The organism is Pedobacter deserti, assembly GCF_024436415.1.
In the GTDB taxonomy this organism is placed as follows: domain Bacteria; phylum Bacteroidota; class Bacteroidia; order Sphingobacteriales; family Sphingobacteriaceae; genus Pedobacter; species Pedobacter faecalis.
This window is the reverse complement of sequence record NZ_JAFMZQ010000001.1, coordinates 1120578-1143503: the sequence shown is the minus strand read 5'-3', so window position 1 is coordinate 1143503 and position 22926 is coordinate 1120578. Positions and strand designations below refer to the sequence as shown.

General features: G+C 49.0%; 18 protein-coding genes. 2 read left to right on the top strand and 16 right to left on the bottom strand.

All coding sequences use genetic code 11. From position 1 onward, the window contains the following. Positions 1–321 carry a DMT family transporter gene (locus J3P40_RS05185; RefSeq protein ID WP_256003539.1) on the bottom strand — a complete coding sequence of 107 codons (321 nt, stop codon included), beginning with the start codon at positions 319–321 and terminating at the stop codon, positions 1–3. A gap of 150 nt (positions 322–471) precedes the next feature. On the opposite strand from J3P40_RS05185, the gene J3P40_RS05180 reads away from it, so the two are divergent. Continuing rightward, positions 472–1128: a hypothetical protein gene (locus J3P40_RS05180; RefSeq protein ID WP_256003538.1), complete on the top strand. Its 657-nt coding sequence runs from the start codon at positions 472–474 to the stop codon at positions 1126–1128. Here the strand turns inward: J3P40_RS05180 and J3P40_RS05175 are convergent. From J3P40_RS05175 to J3P40_RS05165, 3 genes are all read right to left on the bottom strand, one after another. Beyond that, a complete protein-coding gene (locus J3P40_RS05175) occupies positions 1106–1930 on the bottom strand; it encodes a hypothetical protein (protein ID WP_256003535.1) in 825 nt (274 codons plus the stop codon). The genes J3P40_RS05180 and J3P40_RS05175 overlap by 23 nt on opposite strands. A gap of 54 nt (positions 1931–1984) precedes the next feature. After that, entirely contained in the window at positions 1985–2758 is a 774-nt protein-coding gene (locus J3P40_RS05170; RefSeq protein WP_256003533.1) for a hypothetical protein, read from the bottom strand. Between the two features lie 255 nt (positions 2759–3013). After that, positions 3014–3274 (bottom strand): helix-turn-helix domain-containing protein, encoded by a 261-nt coding sequence (locus J3P40_RS05165; RefSeq protein WP_256003530.1) that lies wholly within the window; start codon positions 3272–3274, stop codon positions 3014–3016. A 113-nt stretch (positions 3275–3387) separates the two neighbouring features. Here J3P40_RS05165 and J3P40_RS05160 point away from each other — a divergent pair, with 113 nt between their 5' ends. Continuing rightward, positions 3388–3612, top strand: a complete 225-nt coding sequence (locus J3P40_RS05160; RefSeq protein ID WP_256003528.1) for a hypothetical protein — start codon at positions 3388–3390, stop codon at positions 3610–3612. Positions 3613–3646: 34 nt separating this feature from the next. Here the strand turns inward: J3P40_RS05160 and J3P40_RS05155 are convergent, their stop codons facing one another. From J3P40_RS05155 to J3P40_RS05100, 12 genes are all read right to left on the bottom strand, one after another. Continuing rightward, the gene (locus J3P40_RS05155) at positions 3647–5056 is read right to left on the bottom strand and encodes a TlpA family protein disulfide reductase (protein WP_256003525.1); all 1410 of its coding nucleotides are present in this window, start codon (positions 5054–5056) and stop codon (positions 3647–3649) included. Next, on the bottom strand, positions 5056–6357 hold the full coding sequence (locus tag J3P40_RS05150; RefSeq protein ID WP_256003523.1) for a TlpA family protein disulfide reductase: 1302 nt from the start codon (positions 6355–6357) through the stop codon (positions 5056–5058). The genes J3P40_RS05155 and J3P40_RS05150 overlap by 1 nt, the downstream gene beginning before the upstream one ends. 24 nt (positions 6358–6381) lie before the next feature. Next, entirely contained in the window at positions 6382–7455 is a 1074-nt protein-coding gene (locus tag J3P40_RS05145) for a TlpA disulfide reductase family protein (RefSeq protein ID WP_256003521.1), read from the bottom strand. 17 nt (positions 7456–7472) lie between these two features. Continuing rightward, the gene (locus tag J3P40_RS05140; protein WP_256003518.1) at positions 7473–8960 is read right to left on the bottom strand and encodes a RagB/SusD family nutrient uptake outer membrane protein; all 1488 of its coding nucleotides are present in this window, start codon (positions 8958–8960) and stop codon (positions 7473–7475) included. A gap of 19 nt (positions 8961–8979) precedes the next feature. Beyond that, complete coding sequence (locus tag J3P40_RS05135; RefSeq protein ID WP_256003516.1) at positions 8980–12537, bottom strand: SusC/RagA family TonB-linked outer membrane protein; 3558 nt, start codon at positions 12535–12537, stop codon at positions 8980–8982. 181 nt (positions 12538–12718) lie between these two features. After that, entirely contained in the window at positions 12719–13639 is a 921-nt protein-coding gene (locus J3P40_RS05130) for a TlpA family protein disulfide reductase (RefSeq protein ID WP_256003514.1), read from the bottom strand. Positions 13640–13649: 10 nt separating this feature from the next. Continuing rightward, a complete protein-coding gene (locus J3P40_RS05125) occupies positions 13650–14813 on the bottom strand; it encodes a FecR family protein (RefSeq protein WP_256003512.1) in 1164 nt (387 codons plus the stop codon). A 96-nt stretch (positions 14814–14909) separates the two neighbouring features. After that, a complete protein-coding gene (locus tag J3P40_RS05120; RefSeq protein WP_256003511.1) occupies positions 14910–15503 on the bottom strand; it encodes an RNA polymerase sigma-70 factor in 594 nt (197 codons plus the stop codon). Positions 15504–15635: 132 nt separating this feature from the next. Next, positions 15636–16709 carry a TlpA disulfide reductase family protein gene (locus J3P40_RS05115; protein WP_256003510.1) on the bottom strand — a complete coding sequence of 358 codons (1074 nt, stop codon included), beginning with the start codon at positions 16707–16709 and terminating at the stop codon, positions 15636–15638. Positions 16710–16749: 40 nt separating this feature from the next. Next, complete coding sequence (locus tag J3P40_RS05110; RefSeq protein WP_256003509.1) at positions 16750–18162, bottom strand: RagB/SusD family nutrient uptake outer membrane protein; 1413 nt, start codon at positions 18160–18162, stop codon at positions 16750–16752. 9 nt (positions 18163–18171) lie between these two features. Next, a complete protein-coding gene (locus tag J3P40_RS05105; protein ID WP_256003508.1) occupies positions 18172–21579 on the bottom strand; it encodes a SusC/RagA family TonB-linked outer membrane protein in 3408 nt (1135 codons plus the stop codon). 115 nt (positions 21580–21694) lie between these two features. Further along, positions 21695–22870: a FecR domain-containing protein gene (locus J3P40_RS05100; protein WP_256003507.1), complete on the bottom strand. Its 1176-nt coding sequence runs from the start codon at positions 22868–22870 to the stop codon at positions 21695–21697. Between the last annotated feature and the right edge of the window lie 56 nt (positions 22871–22926).

Sequence of the window (22926 nt, the reverse complement as noted above, 5' to 3'; positions counted from 1 at the left end):
CTAATCCACAGAAGAAAACTTCATTAAGATCAGGCCTGCAACAATCAGGCATGCCGCAATCACACGGGTAGCGGTAAACTGCTCACCGAGGAACACTACGCCAAGGATAAAGGCGCCCATAGCACCAATCCCTGTCCAGATGGTATACGCGGTACCGAGGGGAAGCGTACGCATAGAAATTGACAGCAGACCAAAGCTCGCCACCATCGCCGCAATGGTGATCAGCGATGGGGTAAGCCGGCTAAAACCTTCCGACTGCTTCATTGCATAAGACCACACAACCTCCAGGGCTCCTGCAAGAATTAAAAATAACCAAGCCATTTGCTTAATCAGGATAATATCGGGTCGTCCCGAAGTATTTTTCCCACTATGGGGGAGGCCGTTCCTCCTAAGAACTCCCTTTCGGGAGACTGCAAAGATAAAAAAAATAGAAGGTTCTATTATTTTTTTGATATTGTACCAAAAATAGAAATGACAAGATTCATCCCACTCCTGGCCTGCGCCCTTATCTTCTCATCCTGTGGAAACAAAAAACCATCCGGCCAGGCCCTTGAGACCGCATCGGATTCCGTAGAAACCCGGCAACCCGAAAAAATGATTGTTACCCATACCGACACCCTGCAGTTCATTCATTTTGAAGGAAACTTCGACTATTGGTATAACATCTTTCTGAACGCTTCCAAAGACACCATAAGCCTGGTTACCGATAGCGCTATCGACGACCGCTTTAAAAACACCCTGTTCGAGGTCAAATGGTTCGCTGATACCCTTTATGAGGCGGGCGACAATGACAGTAAATACACCGCGAACCGCATGTCGCATTTCAGGCCCCTCAAAGGAAAACCCTTTGTAGCGCCCATTACCGAAGAACAGATTCTGCGGGACATCAGGAATATCCCCGAAGTACGCAGCGGTGCAGATCAGGCAGGTATAGCAGAACGACCCAGCGAAGGGAAAAACTACTACCTTGTTGAAACCGGATCAAGGGAAGAGGATAATTTTTCAAGATTCATGATGTTCAGGGTCTACATCTATCCGCATTACGAAATCAAGGTTTACGATCCTGCGCAGGACACAGACTTCAGCCTTGAAGCCTGGAGAAAGCTCAGCGCTTCTGTTTCACCATAAACACCCGGCCCTGGCCAAACGAGGGTTTGTAAACAAGAAACGCAGGAACTTTTCTGGCAAACGATCGGGGAAACTTACAGTAAGACAGGTCCGTCCCGAAATCATGCGGTTCCTGAAGCAGAAAGCCATCCCTCGTTGCGGGCGATCTGAAACGGATCGTCTCTCCTTCTACATGCAGATCAAAATAACCCGTTCCTGCCCAGGCCGGAGCAGATCCGACACCTGTCGGACTACCCATTCCCCGAAACGGGTTCAACCAGTGCGTTCTGAATTCCTCCACGCCAAAATGCCGGAGCTGCAGCTCTGAGCGATCCGCCTTCCAGTTCGGGAAATTCGGGATATGGTCTGGTAACAGAATACTATGCTTACGCCATTCCTGCTTAATGTTATACATTTCGCTGATGTGGCCAGACGCCCTCCCGTCAACGTCGAAAAAACAAACGTGTTTCAGTTCGTCCATCATCCCACTTTTGTCCACAACATACTCAGTCGTGGCAACCATAAACAGGTTCTTCAACGTGTCAAAACAAACATAGCCTCCATCTTTCGGCCAGTATCGTCCGGGCTCCAGTCCGGGATATGCTTTTCGCATTTCCTCAGAACGGTCAGCAATCCCTTCCTCACGCACATATTCCAGTTTCTGGCCTTTCAACTCAAGCTCCAGCAAGACGAAATTTTCACTCCCTGCCCCCTGCCCCAAAGCCGGGTACTTCTTTTCCAGATTTCCCGACTTAATCCGGTTGATCAAGATCAGCAAAACGGGAATAAGCAAAACAATTAAAATAACGGTGAGGACTTTCATAGCTCTTTCATTTAGAAAATTCAAGGTCAAAATACCTATCGGTGAGTTTCCAAATCATAAAACATACCATGCATACACCGGTTGCGATTCAAAATCCTTGATTTTTAACACACCCTGTCGCATGGCTAAATACAGGTCAGTCCTATCAATCAACATCGACGTTGGATATAGAGAGCCCCAATATATCGGCGACTTCAGGACTTCCGTAGTTTTAAAGCCTCTTCCCAACTTAAGGAGATGCTGTGAAGTGACGATCAGGAGCTCATCCCCGAAGCGCTCTATAAGTATGGGTGCATCGACAAGCGTGGTAAGCAATCTGCAAGACCATCTATCGCCTTCTTTAAAAATTTCCAGAATCTGCCCGCTGTAGCTACCTAAATGCGCAAGCCCTTCAATAGCCAGTAACTTTCCGTTATATTCAATGATGGAACGAACATTGATACGGTCCCGAACCACCAGCAGTCCTCCATCGAGACCAATAAAAAACAAACCGCCGCCAAACTCACCGCCATCCTTCCCCACCAGAAAGCCGTCAGAAACTCTTTTTACAAAAGACTGTCCCCTCTCCAGCCCAACTTTACGTTTCACATCAGAAGTAATAAGACCTGGTGGAATGCTGTCACCTTTTTGCTGCCCATCTTTGTTTTGAACAACTTTCCATTTGCCACCGGTCAACTTAAAAAGCCAGTTGTCAGCCGAATGATTAGCCGTATAGAAACGTTCGCCGACAGGAAGACTATCAAGTTTCCAATTCATCAAATCCGGCACTTGAGCGTCCGATACCAGAGAAGATAATACCAGCGCAATTAATATGGAGAAAGCTTTCATATGACAAGAGATATACCCAAATATAACAATTCCATTCCGCGCGTGCATGATCCAGTGCGGCAAGTCTTGTCAATTTCGGCATTCCCGGTGATCAGACCATTCACAGTGCCACATCAAAAACCAGTTGTCCCTATGGCCAGATACCAAACCACGGACGCGAAAAGCACTATAAGAACCCAATCAACTGAAGTGAACGATTTAAACATAAGGCAGATTTTTGCTAGCCAGAAAGCAATGGTCGTGCCAATGAGGACCCTACTCCTCAAACCCTTCCGAAAAAAACTCTTCCAGGGTCATATCAAAAGCTTTGGTAATCTTCACCAGTGAAATGTATTGCAGGTTCATACCTTTCTCGTAACGCCCCCATTGTGAGCGGGAGATCCCATGGTCATAAGCGAATGCCTCGTAGCTTTTGTAGTTTGCTTTGAGACGAAGACTTTTAATTCTCTCGGCCAATTTCCTGATATACTCCGCAGAGAAGTCTTCTTTGGTTGAGATATCTTTGTCACCTTGCATGATGCAAAACACGCAAATAAGCCCCTTCCGTACAACCACTTATAAGAAACGCCTCATAAGTGGCTTTTTGTGTTTTCTTTGATTAACTTTGCCGTAAATTAAAATAGTTCAAAATGAAAAATTTCAGCCACCCTATACTTCAGCGAACATTTGCTGATTTAAACTTCAGCCCGAAATTCCTCGAATTTGCAGCGGAAGAACAGTTCCCCACTCCTGCAGACATGCTGCAGCTATCCGTATTCCAACTTGAAACACGTGGCATGGATGAAGATCTCATTTTCGAATTTGTACGCTTTCTTGAGAAAGCCGGACTAGGCGATTACCTCACCGAAAAGTAATCGCCCGCCGGATTAGCCCGAAGCCTGCAGGGGATTATTGGTTCCGCGCCATTTCAACCATCTGAATCACTTCTTCGGCAGCGGCTTCTGCCTTCCCTTCAAATCCTGCTACACTGAACCGTATCCTGCCGCGGCCGTCAATGATGAATTTAGCTGGAATACCGTCTATTTTGAAGGCATCAGCTGCAGCACTGCGTCGTGTAACAGGATCCCGGGGATCCATGTAAAGGTCAAACTTGTAATCTCGCTTGCTCAGGAAGTTCTTCGCATCACTGAGCGGATCCGGAGCATTCTCCCAGCAATGTATAAACAGGAATTTTACGTCAGGATCATTGGCGTACCGGTCAACTGCCATTTGCATGGCCGGAAAAGATTCTACGCATGGCCCGCACCAGGTTGCCCAAAAATCAAGCACGATCGTTTTTCCCTCAAAGTCTGCCAAAGAAACTTTCTTACCGTTCACATCGCTTATGGAAAACCCGGGAGCAGGCTCGTCCACCAATAACGTGGAAACATGCGCTTTAACCTTATCTCTAAACGTCTGCTGAAGTGTGGAGATATACGCCTCTGCATCTTTTTCCGGATACAGGCTTGCATAGGCTTTCCTGACCTGGTCTACATAGCGTTTTTCGAACTTACCTTCTTTCACACTATTAGATAGGATAGGCAGCGCCGCCTCATACTTCCCGTTCAGACTCGAAAGAAAACCATAGTTCTCCACCAGTTCAGCATCCCTTTCACCGGAATGCTCGTAGGCTTCCATCGTAAATGGATAGGCTTCTTCATTTCTCCCTGCCTTGAACAGTAGTTTCGAGTACGTCTTTATAAAACTATAATACACAGCTTTAGGATCTGTCCTCATACCTGTACCTGCAGCGGGCAGGTCTTTCGTAGCTTGAACGGCTTTCAACCGCCCGGAGGCCATATTCAGCGCGGTCGCGTTATCGAAAGCGGCGATGATATCCAGGGCTTGGGTAATGGCGGCTACCCTGGTTGCAGGAGCTTCAATAGTATTGATGTGCTTCATGATACTAGTCGTATCAGGAATCTCGGCATACATGCAGGCAACCAGCGTTTTCTCCATGTCAAGATTTATCCCGGGATAATCCTTCTTCATTGACTGAAGCAGGCGCTCGGCCTCCTCGACTTTAGACAATTTCATAAACGGCCGCAGTCGGACCATCATCGCCTCCTGGCTTTCTGGATATTTCCGCACCAGGCGCCTGCTTACCTGCACGCGCTTTACGGAATCCTTCACATAATATTGAATTAAGGTGTTCAGATCGCCGGCACTTCCGTTTTCCAGCGTCCTGATCTTTGTTTGCAGCGCTGCTTTGCTCTTCTCATTCTGCAAGGCCTTGAGCTGAGCATTTTCTTCAGCTTGCGTTTGAGCCATTGCGCCGGTCGACAGCACCAACAAGGCGGTTAAAAGGTATATTTTCATTACTTGCCCTGAACGGTTTTATCTGATGAACTCCGTGCCTTGATGATCTCCACCATAGCTTTCAGCTTGTAGTACTCCCTGTCGGTAGAACCAGCATATCCCACCGCATAGAAACGGATATTGCCCGCCGGGTCGTACACGATCTTCGTGGGCGTGCCCTGGATATTAAAGGCGGCGTTTTCTTCGTCACGAAGCACGTCGAGCGTAATGCCGCGCCTGGTTACAAATGTTTTCACGGTGGGATGGTCCTCGAAAAGATTCACCACAAAAAGCTGGAAGGGCTCGTTTTTATAGTCTGCAACAACCTTCTCAAATCCGCCGAATGCCGCAACACATGGGGTGCAGCCGGTCGACCAGAAATCAAGTACTACGATCTTACCGGAGAGTTCTGAGAATTTAACCTTCTTCTGGCTCAGATTTTCCAGAGCAAGATCCTGGATAGGCTTAGCCTGAAAAAGGTCCATCTCTTCACCCCCGCCCGGAAGCGCGAATTTAGCCTGCATCGTCTTTTGCGCTTTCGCTATGTAAGACTGCTCTACCTCCTGATAATATTTTTTGTAGGCCTCATCCTTCAACGCTTTGATCTTTTGTTCTGCGCCATCTGTACTGCCATGTACCTTCTTATAGATGTCCATGTAAACCGTTACCATCTTCGGATGAGAATCGGCGTGGCGGAAGGCTTCCGTTAAGGTGTCGAGTGCTCTCTTATGTTCACCTCCGGCCGATAGGATCTGGCTGTAGCGGGTAAGGTACCTGGCTTTGGAATCTTTAAAATACTTCATATTCCGGATATTGTCTTTCTGGGTACCTGAACTGGCAATATTCTTTTTGGCGATATCCAGGTTGCCCAGCTTGGCATTGGCCAGCGCATTAACCTCGAGCAGCACCTGTGTCCTTCCCAATCCATCCGCTAAACTTCCCTGCTCCATCTTCTGCAGCAGCTCGCGCGACACCTGTTCCACCATTTTAATGTGCTTATCGTCATCTACAAAAGCCTCCAGCGCATAACCCATATCCATCAGGCTTACCGGCGATATTTTGGGATTGCTGGCCATATAATGGTGATAGCGCTCAAAATTTCCCTTTGCAAGCCATCCTGCTGCGAGCTGTCCGAGATATGCATCATACATCCGGGGTTTGCTTTTATCCGCGGGACTCTGTTTGAGCATGTCGTTATAATACTTTTCCTGTTCTTCCACAGCGGCAATGACGCTGAAGTCGTTCAGGTTATATTTTTTCTTCTCAGGCTGCTGCGCCCAGGCTGTGCTGGAGATGAGCAGCAAAAACATCAGTTTCTTCATTTTTTCCAAGTTTTAATAACAATCTTATTTAATTACTTCAGCGAGTCTCGCATGCAGGTTTTCGCCGCGCAGGTCTTTACCTACGATCTTCCCGTTCGGATCGATGAGCACGTTGGCCGGAATAGAGCTGATCTGGTACAATTGGTTCACCTCGCTTTTGGAGGCTTTAAAATCACACAGCTGCTTCCAGGGCAGTTTATCTTCAGCGATTGCCTTCAGCCAGCGGCTTTTATCTTCATCCAGCGAAACGCCCAGCACCTTAAAGCCTTTATCCTTAAATTTCTCATAGGCTGCCAGTACATTCGGATTCTCAGCCCGGCAGGGTACACACCAGCTAGCCCAGAAATCTACCAAAACATAGCTGCCTTTATAATCGGAGAGCGACACCGGTTTGCCTTCCACATCGTTGATGGTAAAGCCAGGGGCATCCAGCGTACCCGATAAGGCCAGTTTGGCTTGCTCGAGCCTGGGTTTCCAGCGCAAAACTTTCTCAGAATTCTTCATGCGTGTACTCAAGGCATCGTACATGGGGCCAACCACATCCGGCTGTATGCTGCTTTGCGTAAATATGTCCATCAGGTCAACGCTCACATAAGCGTCCGGATATTTCCGGGCCATATCCAACACCATCTGCTCAAAAAGTGCCATACCTGCAGGGGCATCCTTTGCGCTGCTTCTCGACATGACTGCATCACCATAGAATCTCCATGCCTCCTGCTCCTTTCCTCCGCCCTTGTAAGAGGCCATGCCTGCGGTATCAAAAGTGACGGTGATGTTTCCATCCAGGTAAAACAGCCCAACATTCTTCATGTTATTACCCTCCTCGCCGGTACGCCTTTCGCCTGCCGGACGGGGAACGATCAGGTTTAGTTCTGCCAGTTGCGGCCTGCCAATGCTACCGGCAAACTGAAACTTTCCGCCTTTGATAAGCGCGGTGTCCGCGCGATATTCTCCGCCTTTGTCGTCCGGTGGGTAAGACATCACCGCCAATGTGGCCTTGTGGCTTGCCGGCACTGTACCCTTGATATGGTACTTTGTTTGCGCCAGGCCGATTACAGGCAGCATCGCAGCAATTGCCAAAACTTTTATGCTCTTCATATTCATGCTGTATCAGATTAAGGGTTTTCTTCCAGACCTTTACTTTCATTGAGCATACGCTCACCAAATTTCAGCGCGAACCTTTCCGGCTTAAGCTGGTGTGTGGAGGTTACGGCCCCGTCCGGACCGTAAATCCTGTGTGTATAATCAATATGATCGTTATATACAGGATCAACAGAGAGCCGGCGCATATCCAGCCAGCGTAATCCGGTGATCGCAAACTCACGGATGCGTTCATCCAAAATAAATCTCACCAGGTTCTGCTGACTTGAAGCAACGTCTGACGGAACAAGGGCGTCTGTGCCGGAGATTCGTTTGGCCCGCAAAAACTGCAGATCGTTTACTGCGCCCGGCAGATCATTCGATCTTGCCCGGCACTCCGCACGCATTAAATACAAATCAGGCAGCGAGGGTCCTACATTGATACCCAAAAAGAAGTCCGTATTCCGGCGTCTCATGCCAAGCGGATATGCCGTGGTCGTAAGAAGCTTATAAGGTGAATACAAGTTCACACGCATGTCAGTTTCGCTATACAAGGCAGCTGTTTGGGGGCTGAAAACAAATGCATCAACAGCTTGAAACTGAAACCATCCTGCATTGATATTATAGATGATTTCTTTATTGTTCGCTGCAATAGGCACATTATCCAACCCAAAAAAGCCTTCCGGAAACCATGATCCTGCCGCTTCCTGATCATCCGGGTTCAGCACCACGGTATAATCGTAGAGCTCCATAGGGATCTGAGCCCGGTTAACTTCTTCAAACGCAGCATCCAGATGTATTTTAGCTGCAGCGAAATTATTCATCGCCATATACACCCTCGAAAGGTAAAATTCTGCGGCCAGCCTGGATATCTTCCGGCGATGGGTAAGTCCGCCCAAATGAGGCAAAGCTTCGTTCAGATCACTGATGACCAGATCATACCCTGCCTGTAAAGTTCCTCTTTTAAAATCCTTTTGTGTCACATCTGCCGCGGTAAGGTTTGGGATACCTAAATCAGTGTTCGCAGTAGTGGCATTATAGGGCTTGGTAAAATCGGACAGGAACATGAAATTACAGATGGCACGCCCGGCCATGGCTTCGGCCAGCAAGGCACGCTTCTGTGCTTGGGTTCCGCCTTGAGAATCCATAACTTCATTAATCACTTTATTAAAAAGGTACAGCTTCCTGATGTAGTTCGATTCGCCTGTGATCTCTATGGGCAACTCGGCAGCATCGTATACCCGCGCTTCATACCTGAACAAACGTTGCTGCCGGAGCAAGGCAGAGCCTTCCAGGTTACTGAAATCAGGCTGCAATGCAGCCATTTCATCGCCCTGATATACGCCGGCAGTGAATATGGTCGACAGATAATTTGCATTCAGTATCTTCTCATAGTCGGCTGTAGTAATTGCAATAGCCTGACCTTTAGGTACAATCTCCAGGAATTCTCGTTTGCAGGACGTCTGAACGACCAGCACCATCAGTGTGAATGCACCTAAAATATATTTTTCGAAAATTTTCATATCTGATTCTGTTTGATAATTAAAAACTTATGTGTGCACCCAGACTTACTGTTCCCTGGGCATCGCGCGTCCCGCCTAAAAATTCCGGGTCTATACCGTTTTTATTGGCCGTCCATAACAATAGATTGTTGACCTGGAAGCGGAAGGAAACGCCTTGTGCATGAATTGATCTTACCAGCGTCTGAGGCAGGCTGTAAGACAAGGTGATGTCGCGCAGCTTAACATAGGCGCCATTTAGTGCATAACGCTGAGACTGATTAAAGTAACCGATATTGCGGGCACTGGCCAGATCACCTGAAGCTACATATCTTGGTATATCCGTTCTTTGCTCATCACCCGGGGCCTTCCAGCGGTTCAGGAATTCCACTGGCAGCGTATTGTTACCGAGAATGGATTCATTTGTTGCAGGATTGACGTTATTCGTAATCGTATAGCCGCCGCTGTAAATCATGCTGGCACTGAGGTTGAATGATTTATACTGGAAGCTGTTCTGCAGCCCGCCCGACCACACAGGCTGGGTGGTACCGGCGTACAGGATATCTTCTGGTCTGGTTACATTGATTTCCGAGGTTACTGTACCGTCTGCAAGTCTCACTTGCGGATCGCCCTCCGCATTCAGGCCTCCATAATTGTAGATGAACAGGGTATGTAAAGGATAATCTACCATCCTTTCCCTTAAAGTCAGCTCATCTCCTGTAACCGGCGCATTCTGACGCAGAAGCGTCAGTTTGTTTTTGTTGTAGCTAAAGATCAGCCCTGTACTCCAGTTAAAGTTTTCCGTACTGATGTTTGTGGAATTTATACCAATGTCTATTCCTTTATTATCTAAATTTCCATAATTACCGATCACACTGTCATAACCCGTGAACGGCGATGTGGCCAGCTCGCCGATGAGGTCCTCCGTCTTCTTAATGTATCCATCAATCGACCCGCTCAGCCAGTTTTCAAACAGGGAAAAGTCGATACCCGCATTGTAAACCGTTGTGCCTTCCCAGGTCAGTTTGGTGTTGGCGGGCGAGCTCAGCAAATAGCCTGCCCCGGTCACATAGTTCGGGTTACTTTCAGCAGTCAGAATATCGTACGATGACGCCGCTCCGGCAAAAGGGGCATTACCCGTGATTCCGTAAGTCAGGCGAATATCCAGCTGATCAAGCCAGCTCGCCGTTTCCATGAATCTTTCGCTGCCTAAAGCCCATTTACCCCCAATGCTGTATACCGGTCTGTTCTGTGCAGATTTATCCCGCCCGAACAAATTACTCTCATCGATTCTCCAGCTGGCGTTCAATGTATATTTCCTGTCGAACGTATACCCCAGGTTAGCAAAATAAGATGTGGTTCTGGCAATGCGCCCCTCCGAACCGCCAACATTGTTTGGCAATGTAGCGAAGCCGCTTACCCCACTTATTCCTTCACCTAAAGCGGCCATATTTACCGGCCTCGAAGTTTGCAGCTGATCATCCCATCCATAATAAGTGGCTGTTGCGGTGACCGGCGTGCTGCTGGTGGCTTGCTGCCCGGCCATGAGCGTGAACTGATGCTTTGCCCAGTCGCGGTTAAATACCAGCTGGTTCCGGAGCGTCCATGCCCTCGAGGAAATCGATCCGGTAATAAGCCTGCCACCTATTTGCGGAAGGTTGTAAACAGGAGTTGCCGTAGCGTTCGGCGCTTGCGTAAATTCCACAACCTGACTCCGCATTGCGTAATTGTCCTGGAGCCTCACTTCACGTGTATTGGTATTGCCCAGATTATAACCGTAAGTGCCCTGGAAATCCAGTCCTTTCAAAATGTTGACTTTCAGGCCCCCGACCAATCTGGCGAAAACTCCGTTGCTGCTATCGTAGGCCCTGTCCTGTTCAAGCAATGGATTATAGTCAAGATTGATGCGGCTGCGCGACTGATATCTTGCCCTCAGTGAATCTGGTAAGGGAATATTCCTGTGGTAACCTAGATAATTTATGTTCAGCGGATTTCCGTTCGCATCCCTAAAAAGCTGGTAAGGAACAATGCTGCGTTCAGGCTGATACGTATTGCCGTTCCTGGTCACCGTATTGGTCAGGTCGGCAGTTATCGAGGCCGTAATCCTTTTGTTGATGATCAGGTTGTTGTTCAGATTAATTTTGTACTGATTAAATTCTTGGCCGAGTGTGTCGGTTTGCAAGCCGATGTGGTTTAATGACCCATAGAAGGTGTGTACTTTTCCGCCTCCGGAAACAGAGAGCGTCTGGTTTAACGTACCTGCATTTCTCACAAAAAGGTCTGCAATCTGACCAGTATTGGAGAGTCTGGCAAGGCTGTCCAGTTTAAAGTCGGCCTGTGCCTGGCTAATGAGGTTTCGGGCGCGGTCATATTGGATCTGCAAGTGGGGCAGGTTTCCGAAGTCGCGGTTAACCGTCCTCCAGTCCGGGTAATTTGGAAGAAATTGCGGAAACAGTTCCCTGGAGAGTGCAATAAACTGCTGGGAATTCATGCGCTTTACATAGTCAAGGTCTGGCCGGCCCTGAAATGCATAATACCCGTCGTAGTTGAACGACAGCCGATCGCTGGCCACTCCCTTCTTCGTGGTAATAACAATCACGCCGTTTGCTGCTTTTGCACCCCAGATAGATGCTGAAGTGGCATCTTTCAGGATGGTGATATCTTCGATATCCTGCTGGTTTACCTGTTCAATGTTGCCTTCAAATTCGATACCATCGATCACAATTAAGGGCCGGGTAGAAGTTAACGGATTATCGCCGGTAGGCAAAGAGCTCTGGCCCCTTACCAGCAAACCGCCAGGACCCCGGGTGGTCAAACCCGGAACCAATCCTTCCAAACGCGTTAAGATATTTGGCGTACTCGTACGGTTCTGCATCACTTTAAGGTCTGGTTTCGCAAAAGAGCCCGCAGCACGTTCCCGTGATATCTCCTGGTAGCCCGTATTGAATTTTATTTCCACTTCATTTAAGCTGCTGCTTACCGGAACCATTTTAACCGTACCCAGATCGCGGGCTGCGGTAAGCTCGACCGGTTCGTAGCCTACGTAGGCGATGAAAAGGGTGGCCTTATCATCTACGTTTTGCAGGAAAAATTCTCCCTTGTCATTCGTCGTCGTTCTAAGCTTGTAATCCTTGACAAAAACAGAGGCACCCGGAAGGGGCTGTCCCTGCTCGTCTACCACTTTGCCTCTTACATCGATCTGTTCAAATGCCGCAACGATCTTATCGATCAGGGAAGGCGGCGTCTTCTTTTTGATCGTTACGATCCGGCCGTTAATGGAGTAAGTAAGTGATGCGCCGTCAAGCACAGTTTTTAGGGCCTGGTCTATATCAGCATTCTTTAAGTTCAGATCAATGCGTTTGTTTTCCGGGATGATTTTCCCGTCATAGAAAAAATCATATTTCGTCTGCTCCCTGATCGCTTTTATGGCCGATTGGATGGAGACATTTTTTCTGCTGATGTTGATCTGTTGCCCGAATGTAGCGGCACTGACCTGCAGGATGGATGCTATCAATAATACGGTGGTTAATCGCATAATAAGCACGAGTTTAGCGCCCCGGTACTGTGGCTTCCCCGGGCATCTGTTAGAAATTTTATACATTTGTTTAGTTTGGTTTTAACACAGCAATGCGCTTTTCGACGGGCAGCTTGCTGTAAATGGTTTTTAGTTGATTCCAGACTGTCTAGTCCCGGCTTCGTTGGGACTAGTTTTTTAATTTCTATCGTAGTTTTCTCTTCATATGTACGGGTTTAGGTGGTGAATTAATGATGGCTATTTGATGTTATTTAAACAGTTGCCGGATGGTTTTTACCAATTCCTCTCCATGAAGGTCCCGGGCAATGATCTTACCCTCCCGGTCTATCAAAAGATTTCTTGGGATCGCGGTGATCTGGTGTTTTTTGCTCAGCGGTGATTCAAAACCCTTCAGGTCACTGAGATTTGTCCAGGTATAGCCGTCTGCCTGAATGGCCTTTTTCCAGGCGGCGGCATCCGTATCCAGGGAAACGCCGATGACGTTAAAGCCCTGCGATTTGTACATATTGTACACCGGGATCAGCTCCCGACCCAGCTTTCGGCAGGGGGCGCACCAGCTGGCCCAAAAATCAATAAAGGTATAGCGGCTCTTGGAAACCGATTCCTCGGAAGAGACCATCTTACCCTCCGTATCTGCCATCGAGAAATGGGCATATTGGGACTTTCCTTCAACAGCACTGGCAGCTGCCGGCGTTTTTTCGCTGTCGACCTTATCCACGGCTGCGGCCGCATGATTGATGGCCAGGCTGAACTGCTTTTTAGAGGGTGGGAGACACATCTGCTTGGTGCAGGCCATGTACTTTATGGTAAAGGAGAGCGAGGTAGGATCTTCCGATTTGAGCTTAATGGTTTGCGAAAATGTTGCCCCTTTAGCAAAATAAGCGAGCGTCTGCCCGTCTTGCTGTTCATCGCCCTTTTCAAGGATGTCCCCCTGAAGTTCCACATTGTCATGCGCCTCAAATATGATCTCCGTGGGCAGGCCCATGCCGCCGAACGACTCCTGGGGATAAATGTGATAAGGCGCTTTAACGCTAGCATGCAGTTTCACCAGGTAGGTGAGTGGTGCCGTACGCTCAGCGCTGAACTCCCAGGATACCGGATGCTGGTCCTGCGCTCCTGCGCTCAGCATCAGGAAAAGAAAAAATATAAACAGTGAAAGTTTTTTCATGATCTATAAGCTATTGTGTAACAAAAATGGTTCGGCCCGACACTTTAAATTTCACCAGTCCGGAAGATTCTATGGACTTCAGCACAGCCGAGAGCGGCTTTTTCCGGGAGATCCAGCCCCCTGATTCCAGGTTGTCCGGAACGGCCTCATCATAAACAATTTCCATATCATACCATCTGGCGATCTTCCTCATGGCCGTCTTAAACGCGATGTGGTTAAGTGCGAAATCACCGTTTTTCCAGTCAACCACATTCTCAACCTCCACCCTGCGTACCGACAGCTTTCCTGCACTTAATGCCGCTTGCTCACCTGGAACAATTTTTACTTTGCCGCTGCCCGCGGTGATGTTAACCGAGCCCTCCAGCAACGTGGTGGCAAGTACAGGCTCATCGGTATAGGCGTTTACGTTAAACTGCGTACCAAGGACCTGGATCTGCTGACCTCGGCATTCCACAATGAAGGGATGTTCCCGGTCTTTGCTAACGCTGAAATAAGCCTCACCTTCCAACCGCACCATGCGTTTGCCTTGGCTGATCAGATCAGCGGCATAACTCAGGCTGGAAGCAGAGTTCAGCCAAACGTCAGAGCCATCCGGCAGACGAACCTGGTAAGTTTCTCCCCTGGCGGTAGAAAGTTTGTTTATTCCTCCCTGCCCGGCATTGTCTTTAATCTCGTAGATCAGCTGCCCGCTGGGCGACTTGCTGATCAGGACGCCAGCCTCCCTGGCCAGTTCGCCATTAGCAGCGTCTGATAGGCGGATGGTCTTGCCATTGGCCAGGGTAAGCGTCGCACTGTTCTTCCCTGGGCCCACATGCACCTGATTCTCCAAATCGTAGTCTGTTTTAACAAACGGCCGGGTTTTAAACAGTGAAATGCCCAATGTGATGATGGCGACGGCTGCCGCAGCAACCGCGATGCGGGGCCAAAGCCTCACCTGAGTTTTTTCATGTACCGGATACGCTACAATGTATTCGAATACCGCGTCGGCCCGTTCTCCTTCCGGAAACCTGAGGTCATCCTCCGCCAGCTCATTCCAGTGTCGCTCCATCCGGTCCGATAACATTTCTTCCTGCTCGGTATCCAAAACGACCTGACGGAATTCCTCCAGTTGTTCAGGAGACATGTCTTTATTTAAGTATCGCTGGTACAGCGAGTTGAATTGATTGGCATCCATAAAAATGATAACCGGTTAACGGCCTGTTTCCTGTATAGACACCTGACACCCTAAGTTCGGGGTACCTGCATCTGAAAATTTTCAGTTGCCTGTAATTTACATGAGTTTTAATATGATCAGGATCGCTGCAAGATCGGTGTTCGCTTTCACATACGCACGTACCGATCTTAGTGCCCGCTTCACATGGGTTTGCACCGTCAGGGGGGAAAGATTCAGGCGTTCAGCCGCCTCCTCATATTTGAGGCCCTGCTGCTGACACAAGATGTAAGCTTCCCGCTGTTGTCTAGGTAAGAGATCAACGGCGCGGTTAAGAACGTCCCGTACATCACGGATGAGGATTTCGTCCTCAATATCCGTATTCTCTTCCCTCCATTCTTTCCCCAGTGCCTTTTCGATTTTACCTTCCAATACCAGCCTTCGCAGCACATTCAGCGACCGGTGCTTGGTGGCCGTACGCAGATAAGCATGGAGATTACCGATGCTAAGAATGCGGTCGCCCATCAGCCACAACTTCAAAAAAACCTCCTGAAGTACTTCTTCGGCCTCTGTCTCAGAATGCAGCAACTGCAAAGCATAGGTATACACCTGCTTCCCGTAACTATCGTAAATAATACGGAAAGCCTTCTGATCCCGTCGGGCCACATCGGCTAGAAGCCGCTCATTGTCTTCCGGCGAAACACCCATTGCCATTGTCTTCTCGAATAAAGCCTAGATTGAGCAGCAATAGTAACAATAATTATCGAGGAACAAAAAAGGGGTGCTTACAAAAGCACCCCACCCTGTTGTCGCTGGTCCAATGTCATCATGTATCGTTTCAATTTATCAATCCAGCAGTTCCCTCAGCTTATTTTCCAGCATCTCTCCCCTTAAGTCCTTCGCCACGATTTTTCCTGACGGATCCACCAGTAAATTGCTGGGGATGGCCCGGATACCAAAAAATACCGACACCTCATTGTCCCAGCCTTTCAGGTCCGACAGCTGTGTCCAGGGCATTTTGTCGTCCCGTATAGCCTTTTTCCAGTTGGCCGCTTTGTCGTCCAGTGAAATCCCCAGAACAGTGAAGCCTTTTTCTTTAAAAGTATTATAGGCTTTCAGTACATTCGGGTTTTCTGCACGGCAGGGCATGCACCAGCTCGCCCAAAAGTCCACCAGCACGTACTTGCCTTTAAACTCGCTGAAGCTTACCGGCTTACCGGCAGTATCCGCCTGTACAAAATCTTTTACCTGCGCCCCGATCTGGCTGTTGGCCATAACACTTAATAGTCCGGCAATTCTCTTCCCGGCACGGGTCTGTTTTGCCGATTCGTGAAGCATGGCGTACAAGCGGATTTTCTCCTGGTATTCACCTTCCAGCCCAACCAGATACACGCTGAATGAACTTTTAGGGTGGTTGGCAATAAACTGTGCCGTTCTAAGTGCAAACTGCTTTCGGTTTTCATCCCGCTGCTGCTCAATCGCAGCTTTTTTCGCCTCGGAAGTGGCACTTTTTAAGCGCACATACAGCGAATCCCACTGTACCCTTAAGTCCTTGGTCATGGCTACAAACACATCATTATCGCGTTGCATCGGTGCGCCGGTCAGTTTGTAAGATGCCAGGGAGTCCTTTATTCCGGTGAGGTTCATGCGACCGGGCTCGGCAAAAAAATAATAATTGTTACGGCCGGTTATCAGGGCAATCCGCACAGGTTCTTCCAGGTCCGCTTTCCAGGTAAAGGCATCATTGGATGCGGTTAGGGTATCTGTTGCAGATACCCCGTCCTTATTGTAAAAGATTTCAATGGTGCCGTTGGCAAGTCCCTTGAGCTTTCCCGAAAGCACGGTGTTTTGTGCTCGGGAAGTCATGGTCAGGGTAAGCAGTGCAAGGAATACACCACTCAGGTATTTCAGTTTTTTCATCAATGTGTGTTTTACAGGAATAATAAAAGCCTCTTAGTGTTTAGCGGTATCCGTCATTTTGGTCGAGGGAGGTGTTAAGGTCCCGCTGAGCCTGGGGCACCGGGTACAAGGCTGCCTCTGGGGTGTAACCGGCCTTCACGGCGTTCAGTACAGTTGCGGCTGAGGTCGACGGTGTCACGTTACGTTTCAGATCAAACCAGCGGTTTCCCCATTCAAAACACAACTCCACCTGGCGTTCATGCATTATGGCATTTAATACCGCATCCTGTGAGGTCACATCTGCCGTGCTGGCTTCCAGACCCGCGCGCTCGCGGATGATATCAACATCTGATAAAGCGTTGGCGAGGTTGTTCAGACGGGCAGCGGCTTCGGCCCGGATCAGCAGCACTTCGGCCAGCCTCAAGATCATGTATCCTTCGAGCGGCAGATTGGTTGCCTGTCGGTTACGATACTTGGCGGGATAGCTGAGCGGGTTACCGTTAACGACCGTGGTACCCACCCAGCGCTGCCGGCGCTGGTCTCCTGCCTCAAACTTGTTCAAAAGAAAAGGCGTCACCAGATACCTTGGCGTAGATGCTCCGGAAGGTATAAAATTCTGCGCCTCGGCGGTCTGCTGATAGGAGTTTTTCGCTGGTATCTGCCATATGGCTTCTTCACTTCCGTCCAGGAAAACCGCGTTTAAGGGAACCTCGCTCAGGCGGTAAACATTCGAGCCGACAACATCATCGGCCTCATCATACGCCGCCTGCCATTTGCCCTGGTACAGGTATACTTTAGCTAGTAAAGCTTTCGCGGTATACAGGTTCGGCCGGTACCTTGCCTCTGAGGGGTAATCGGGCGACAGCCTGTTGAGCGCGTCATTCAGGTCCGCTGTAATCTGTGCATACACCGCATCTACGGAAGCCCTGGGCAAACGTGCGTTTACGCGGTAGTCGGTCGACGTGACCAAGGGCACCCCGCCGAAAATATTGACCAGGTTAAAGTAATACAATGCCCTCAGCACCTTCATCTCCCCTGTTAGCTGATTTACGAGGGAGGCCGATAACTTATTATTGTCAGAAATTCCTTCCAGCACATCGTTCACCTGGTAAAGGGCCTGATAGGGATATTGCCACAAGCCAATAATGCTTCCGTTTAAGGGGGTAAGGGAATAGTTATAGAACTGTGGCCTGTCTGAAGAACTGAGGGTGGTCGACAGCTCATCGGCGGAAAGTCCTGTCGCTATGGTAAAGTTGGCATCGCTGTAGCCAAAGCCTTTCGACTGGTTATAGGTATACACGCCGGCTACGACCGACATCACTGAGGCGCTGTCTGCAAATTGCTGTTCCCTGTTAATAAAAGATGGCGGGTTACCCGGTAACTCGACCAATTTTTTACAGGACGCAAGTATGCCTAACATGATCAGCAAATAACCTGCGTTAAATATATTTTTATTAAATGACCTTGCTTTCATGACAACGAGTTAAAATTTAAAGTTCATACCAAATGCGACGATCCGTTGAATCGGGAAGGCTGTATACGTGCCCGGCTGTTCAGGATCGCCCGCCTTATAATTCGTAATCGTAAACAGGTTCTGTGCGTTTATATAAATACTGCCGCCGCGCACATGCATTTTCTTCAGAAAATTGTCCGGTAGGGCATACGACAAGGCGACCGTTTTTACGCGCAGATAGGTATTGTTGCTGTAAATGCCGTCCGACTGCGTAAAGGGCGGAATCGTACTCAGTGAACCGGAGTAAAAGCTGCTGCCCAAGCGCTGTATAGTAGCCTGATCATTGGGGTTTTTCCAGTAATTGCCCAATATTTCTGCGGGTTGGTTCACCATCGATCCCGGGAAGTCACTGTAATAAAGCCCTGCCAGATAATTCGGCGCATTGCTGCTGGAGAACTGGCAGAAAACGTAGAGCCCGAAATCTTTGTACGTAAAGTTATTACCAAAACCACCCATATACTTCACCTCCATATTTCCTATCGGCACCTGGTCGCCGCCATTGGCTACCCTGCCCGATTTCGGACTGGAAGTCACATCGCCGTTCCTATCGTAAAACTCATAAAGGCCGGTTTCTGGGTTTACCCCTTTATACTTGTAGCCGATGATCGTCGAGACGGGCTGTCCGACAATATATTTGTTGGCATATGCCGATGACTCCAGGTTGGGAAACTCGAGCAATTTGTTCCGGTTTAAGGTTAAGTTGAAGGTGGTCGACCAGGTAAAGTGCCGTCCTTTAACATTGGCGGTTGTCGTCGTAAATTCCCAGCCCTTATTTTGTACTACCGCATCCAGGTTTCCATACACACGGGTGAAACCACTTTGTGCAGCCAGAGGCATATCTACCAATTGGTTGCCTTCCCTGTTCCGGTAATACGTCGCGTTCAACACTACCCTGTTATCGATGAAACCAAGATCCAGCGCCAGGTTCAGCGATTTCTTGGTGGCCCAACTGAAATCCGGATTGTAAAGATTATAGGCATAAGCCTGTTTGATGTCCTGGAATGCCGGTACACCAGATAAGTTCTGATACAGCGCCTGGTAAGAATAAGCCCTGGAAGCGTCACCTCCCGAGGTGCCATAACTTCCGGATAATTTTCCATAGGTCAGGATTGGAAAGCTATCAAACAGGCTTTCTTCTGAAAATATCCAGCCAGCTCCCACAGAGCCGAAATTACCGAACTGCCTGCCCGGACCGAAATTGCTGGAACCGTCTCTTCTGCCCGACACCTCCACAATGTACTTCTCGTCGTGCACGTATTTAAGTCGCGCAAAGCCCGCACTGTACCTGAGCAGATTTAACGTTTCGGAAGGATAGGTCGTCGTAGCACCGACAATGGTCCGCAAAAAATAATCGCTCGAGTAGCCGTAGCCCTCCACGCGGTAGGCATCGCTGCTCACCTTCTTATAGGTACCACCCAGTAAGGCGGTCAGCACACCTTTACCCAAAGGCAGAGTATAATTCAGCTGCGGCTCCACGTTAATCGTCTGGGCCACGTTATCTCCAAAAGCTGCACTTGGCTCCGCCCAGGTAGGCTCCTGGGAACTGGCCGGGTTTTCAGAACGCTCCACCGTACTGCTCCGGTTAAAGCCGATGTTCGCACCTAAAGTCAGGCCGGCCAGCACCTTGTAAGAAACATTTAGTGCCGTGTTAAAGTTGTAATTCTGAAGATATACAGGCCGCAAAAGCCCGGCGTAGAAATTCTGCCCGTCCAAAGAATATCCCTTATAGTTCCAGATCAGGTTGCCCGAGGCATCTTTAAGATCGGGCAGATTCGGGGCAAGTACGATATTCTGGTTCCCGCCATAAGCGGCAGAGTTGTTCTGGTCATAGCCATAGTCAGTGACCAGGTCGAGCGCAAGACGGTTATTGGCCGAACTGCTGTGCAAAGCACTATGTAAGGTGAATCGCTGATCTGAAAAATCTCCCGGATAATTATAGTTAGAGCGTGTATAGCCTGCCGCCACCAGGTAGGTGTTCGACGCAGTTCCGCCAGATACGGTGGCATGGAAGTCGGTATTATTTGTTGTCCTTCCCCTGATGATCTTTTGCCAGTCGGTATATTTATTCTGGTCGAAAAGCGTTAAGTCAGGGGCATAACCCATGTAATCGTCCGGGTCACCGGAAGGTGTAATTTCATCCGCGGCAAAAGCCTCTCTCCGCAGCTGAAGATATTGCTGCGTGTTCAGCATTTCCACCGGACGGGCCACGTAGTTAAACTGCGTATTCAGGTTTACATCCAGGGTGGTTTGGCCCGACCTGCCCCGCTTGGTGGTGATCAGAACCACTCCGTTCGCACCCTGCGAACCATAAATAGAGGTGGCAGCGGCATCTTTAAGGATGGTGATGCTTTCGATGTCGTTGGGATTGATGCTGTTAAACGGACTAATCCCTGTGGCCTGACTGATACCGCCGGTAAAGGATTGTGCCGTGGCCAGACTGTTAAGCTGGTTGATGTTCACGTTTTGCTGGGCAAAAGGCACACCGTCGATAATAAACAGCGGCTGGTCGTAAGGCTTTACCTGCAGGGTAGTACCCAGCGTATTCTGGCCCCGCACCTGCACCAGCGCTGTAGAACCGGGTACACCATTGGTGCCGTTCACGGCAAGTCCCGCAACCCGGCCCTGCAAGGCAAGCAGCGGATTGGTCACCGGCTGCTTCTCAATCTCACTGGCATTTACCGAAGCGACGGAACCGACACTAAAGCGCTTCTCCTCATTGCCGTAAGCGATAACCTGCACCTCGTTCAACTTCGACTCGATCAGCTCCAGGGAAATATCCCCAAGCTCTGGTCTTACAACGACTCTCCTGGTCAGATAACCCACATAAGAAATTTCGATCTCTGCTTTTTCATTCACCCCGCCCAGATAAAAGGTTCCGTTCGGGCTGGTCTTCGTGCCGTTAGATCCTCCTACTACCGAGATGCTGGCGCCTGCAAGAGGCTTGCCGTCCCGGTCTACAATACGGCCGCGCACATCAATATTTGCAAAAATGGCGCTCACCTTCTCAAAAATGGAAGGCTCCTTCTTTTTAATGACGATCGTTTTTTCGAGAAGTACATAGGTAAACGGCTGGTTTTCCAGGCAGGCACTTAAAGCGTCCTGAACACTGGCGTCGTGGATGTTCAGGCTAACCGGCCTGGCGTTCCGCAGCAGGTTCTCCTTCACGACAAAATCGTACCCGCTTTGCTGCCGGATCGCGTTGAAGACCTGTTCAAGCGACAAATCTTTTCCTTTCAGCGAGATCCTCTGCCCGTAACTGGCAGCCGCGACCTGCATAAAGGTGAATAGCAATAATACGGTGGTTAGTCGCATAATAAGCAGGATTTTTGCGGCATAGCGTTTAGGCACCGCACGGTTGTTGGTGTAAATTTTATACATTTGTTTGTCTTGGTTAGTTGATAAGTCAATTTTTTTCGCCTGATCCGGACATTGGCCAGCTGTGTTGCAACCACATCTGGCTTTTTCATGGATCATTGAGAGATAGTGTTGGTAGCTATTTCGTCACAGTAACCCTCCTTCCTTCTATCTCAAAGTGAACTTCCCCTGTTGCTTCTATGACTTTTAATATGGCAGATATATTTTTAGACCTGGAAACCACGCCTACCAGTTTCAGGTTTGAGGGGGCAGACGGCGTGTAAACGATTTCCACGTTATACCATCTTGCGATCTTCCGCATCAAAACATCGAAATCAGTATCCCTCAGCACAAAATCACCGTTCTTCCAGGCAACAACACCTGCGGTATTTACAGCATTTACCTGGATCTTACCAGCGGGGGTCAAGGCCGACTGCTCACCGGGCCGCAGCCTGGCCTTCTGTAACGACAATACGTTCACGCTGCCCTCCAGCAAGGTGGTCTTAATGACCGGCTCGTCATCATAGGCGTTAATGTTAAAATGGGTACCCAGCACTTCTACCGTCTGATTTTTAGAGGACACCAGGAATGGCACACGTTGTGCAGTTTTCGCAACCTCAAAATAAACCTCACCGGTGATCTCCACTTTACGGGCTTTCAGTCCCGCAAAGGAGGCTGGATATCTGACAGACGAACCTGCATTCAGCCACGCTTTAGTCTGGTCGGGCAAGATCAGCTGATACTGCTGTCCTTTGGATGTAGTCAGCGTATTAAAAGATTGCTCCCCGCCCTGCGCTTCAATTCCCTTGGTGTGGTACAATACCTGACCATCCGTGGTCTTAACAATGCTCGTCCCGGATTCTTCTGCAAGCTTACCTTCCAGGGCATCAGAAAGGCTGATGCGCCGACCGTCACCCAGGGTTAAGGTAGCGCCATTTGTCCCGGCCGGTATGTCTTTCGAACGGCTTATACCTACAATTTCCCTTTCCCTCGTATTCCAGCTAAACCACAGCAGCGCAACCGATCCAACGATCAATAGCATAGCTGCGGCAATGATCTTATAGGAGAAAGGATAACGCTTTTTGGTTTCAAGCTTCTGGAGCGTCTTGTTCCATACGGCATCCTCATCAAAAGCATTATACTGAACCAGCAAATCCCGCAGCCGCTCCTCAGTACCGAACTGCTCGCTGAGATAACTGCTGTTTTCAGGGGAAGCGGCGATCCATGCGTTCAATTCAGCCGCCTGTTCTTCGCTCAGTTCCCCTTTTAAGTAGCCGGCGATAAGCCTTGAAATATAAAATGGTTCTTTTAGCATCGGTCGGGTTTGGTTCCTGCGTTTAATATAGAAACGAAGCAGCCTCCGGTTCAACC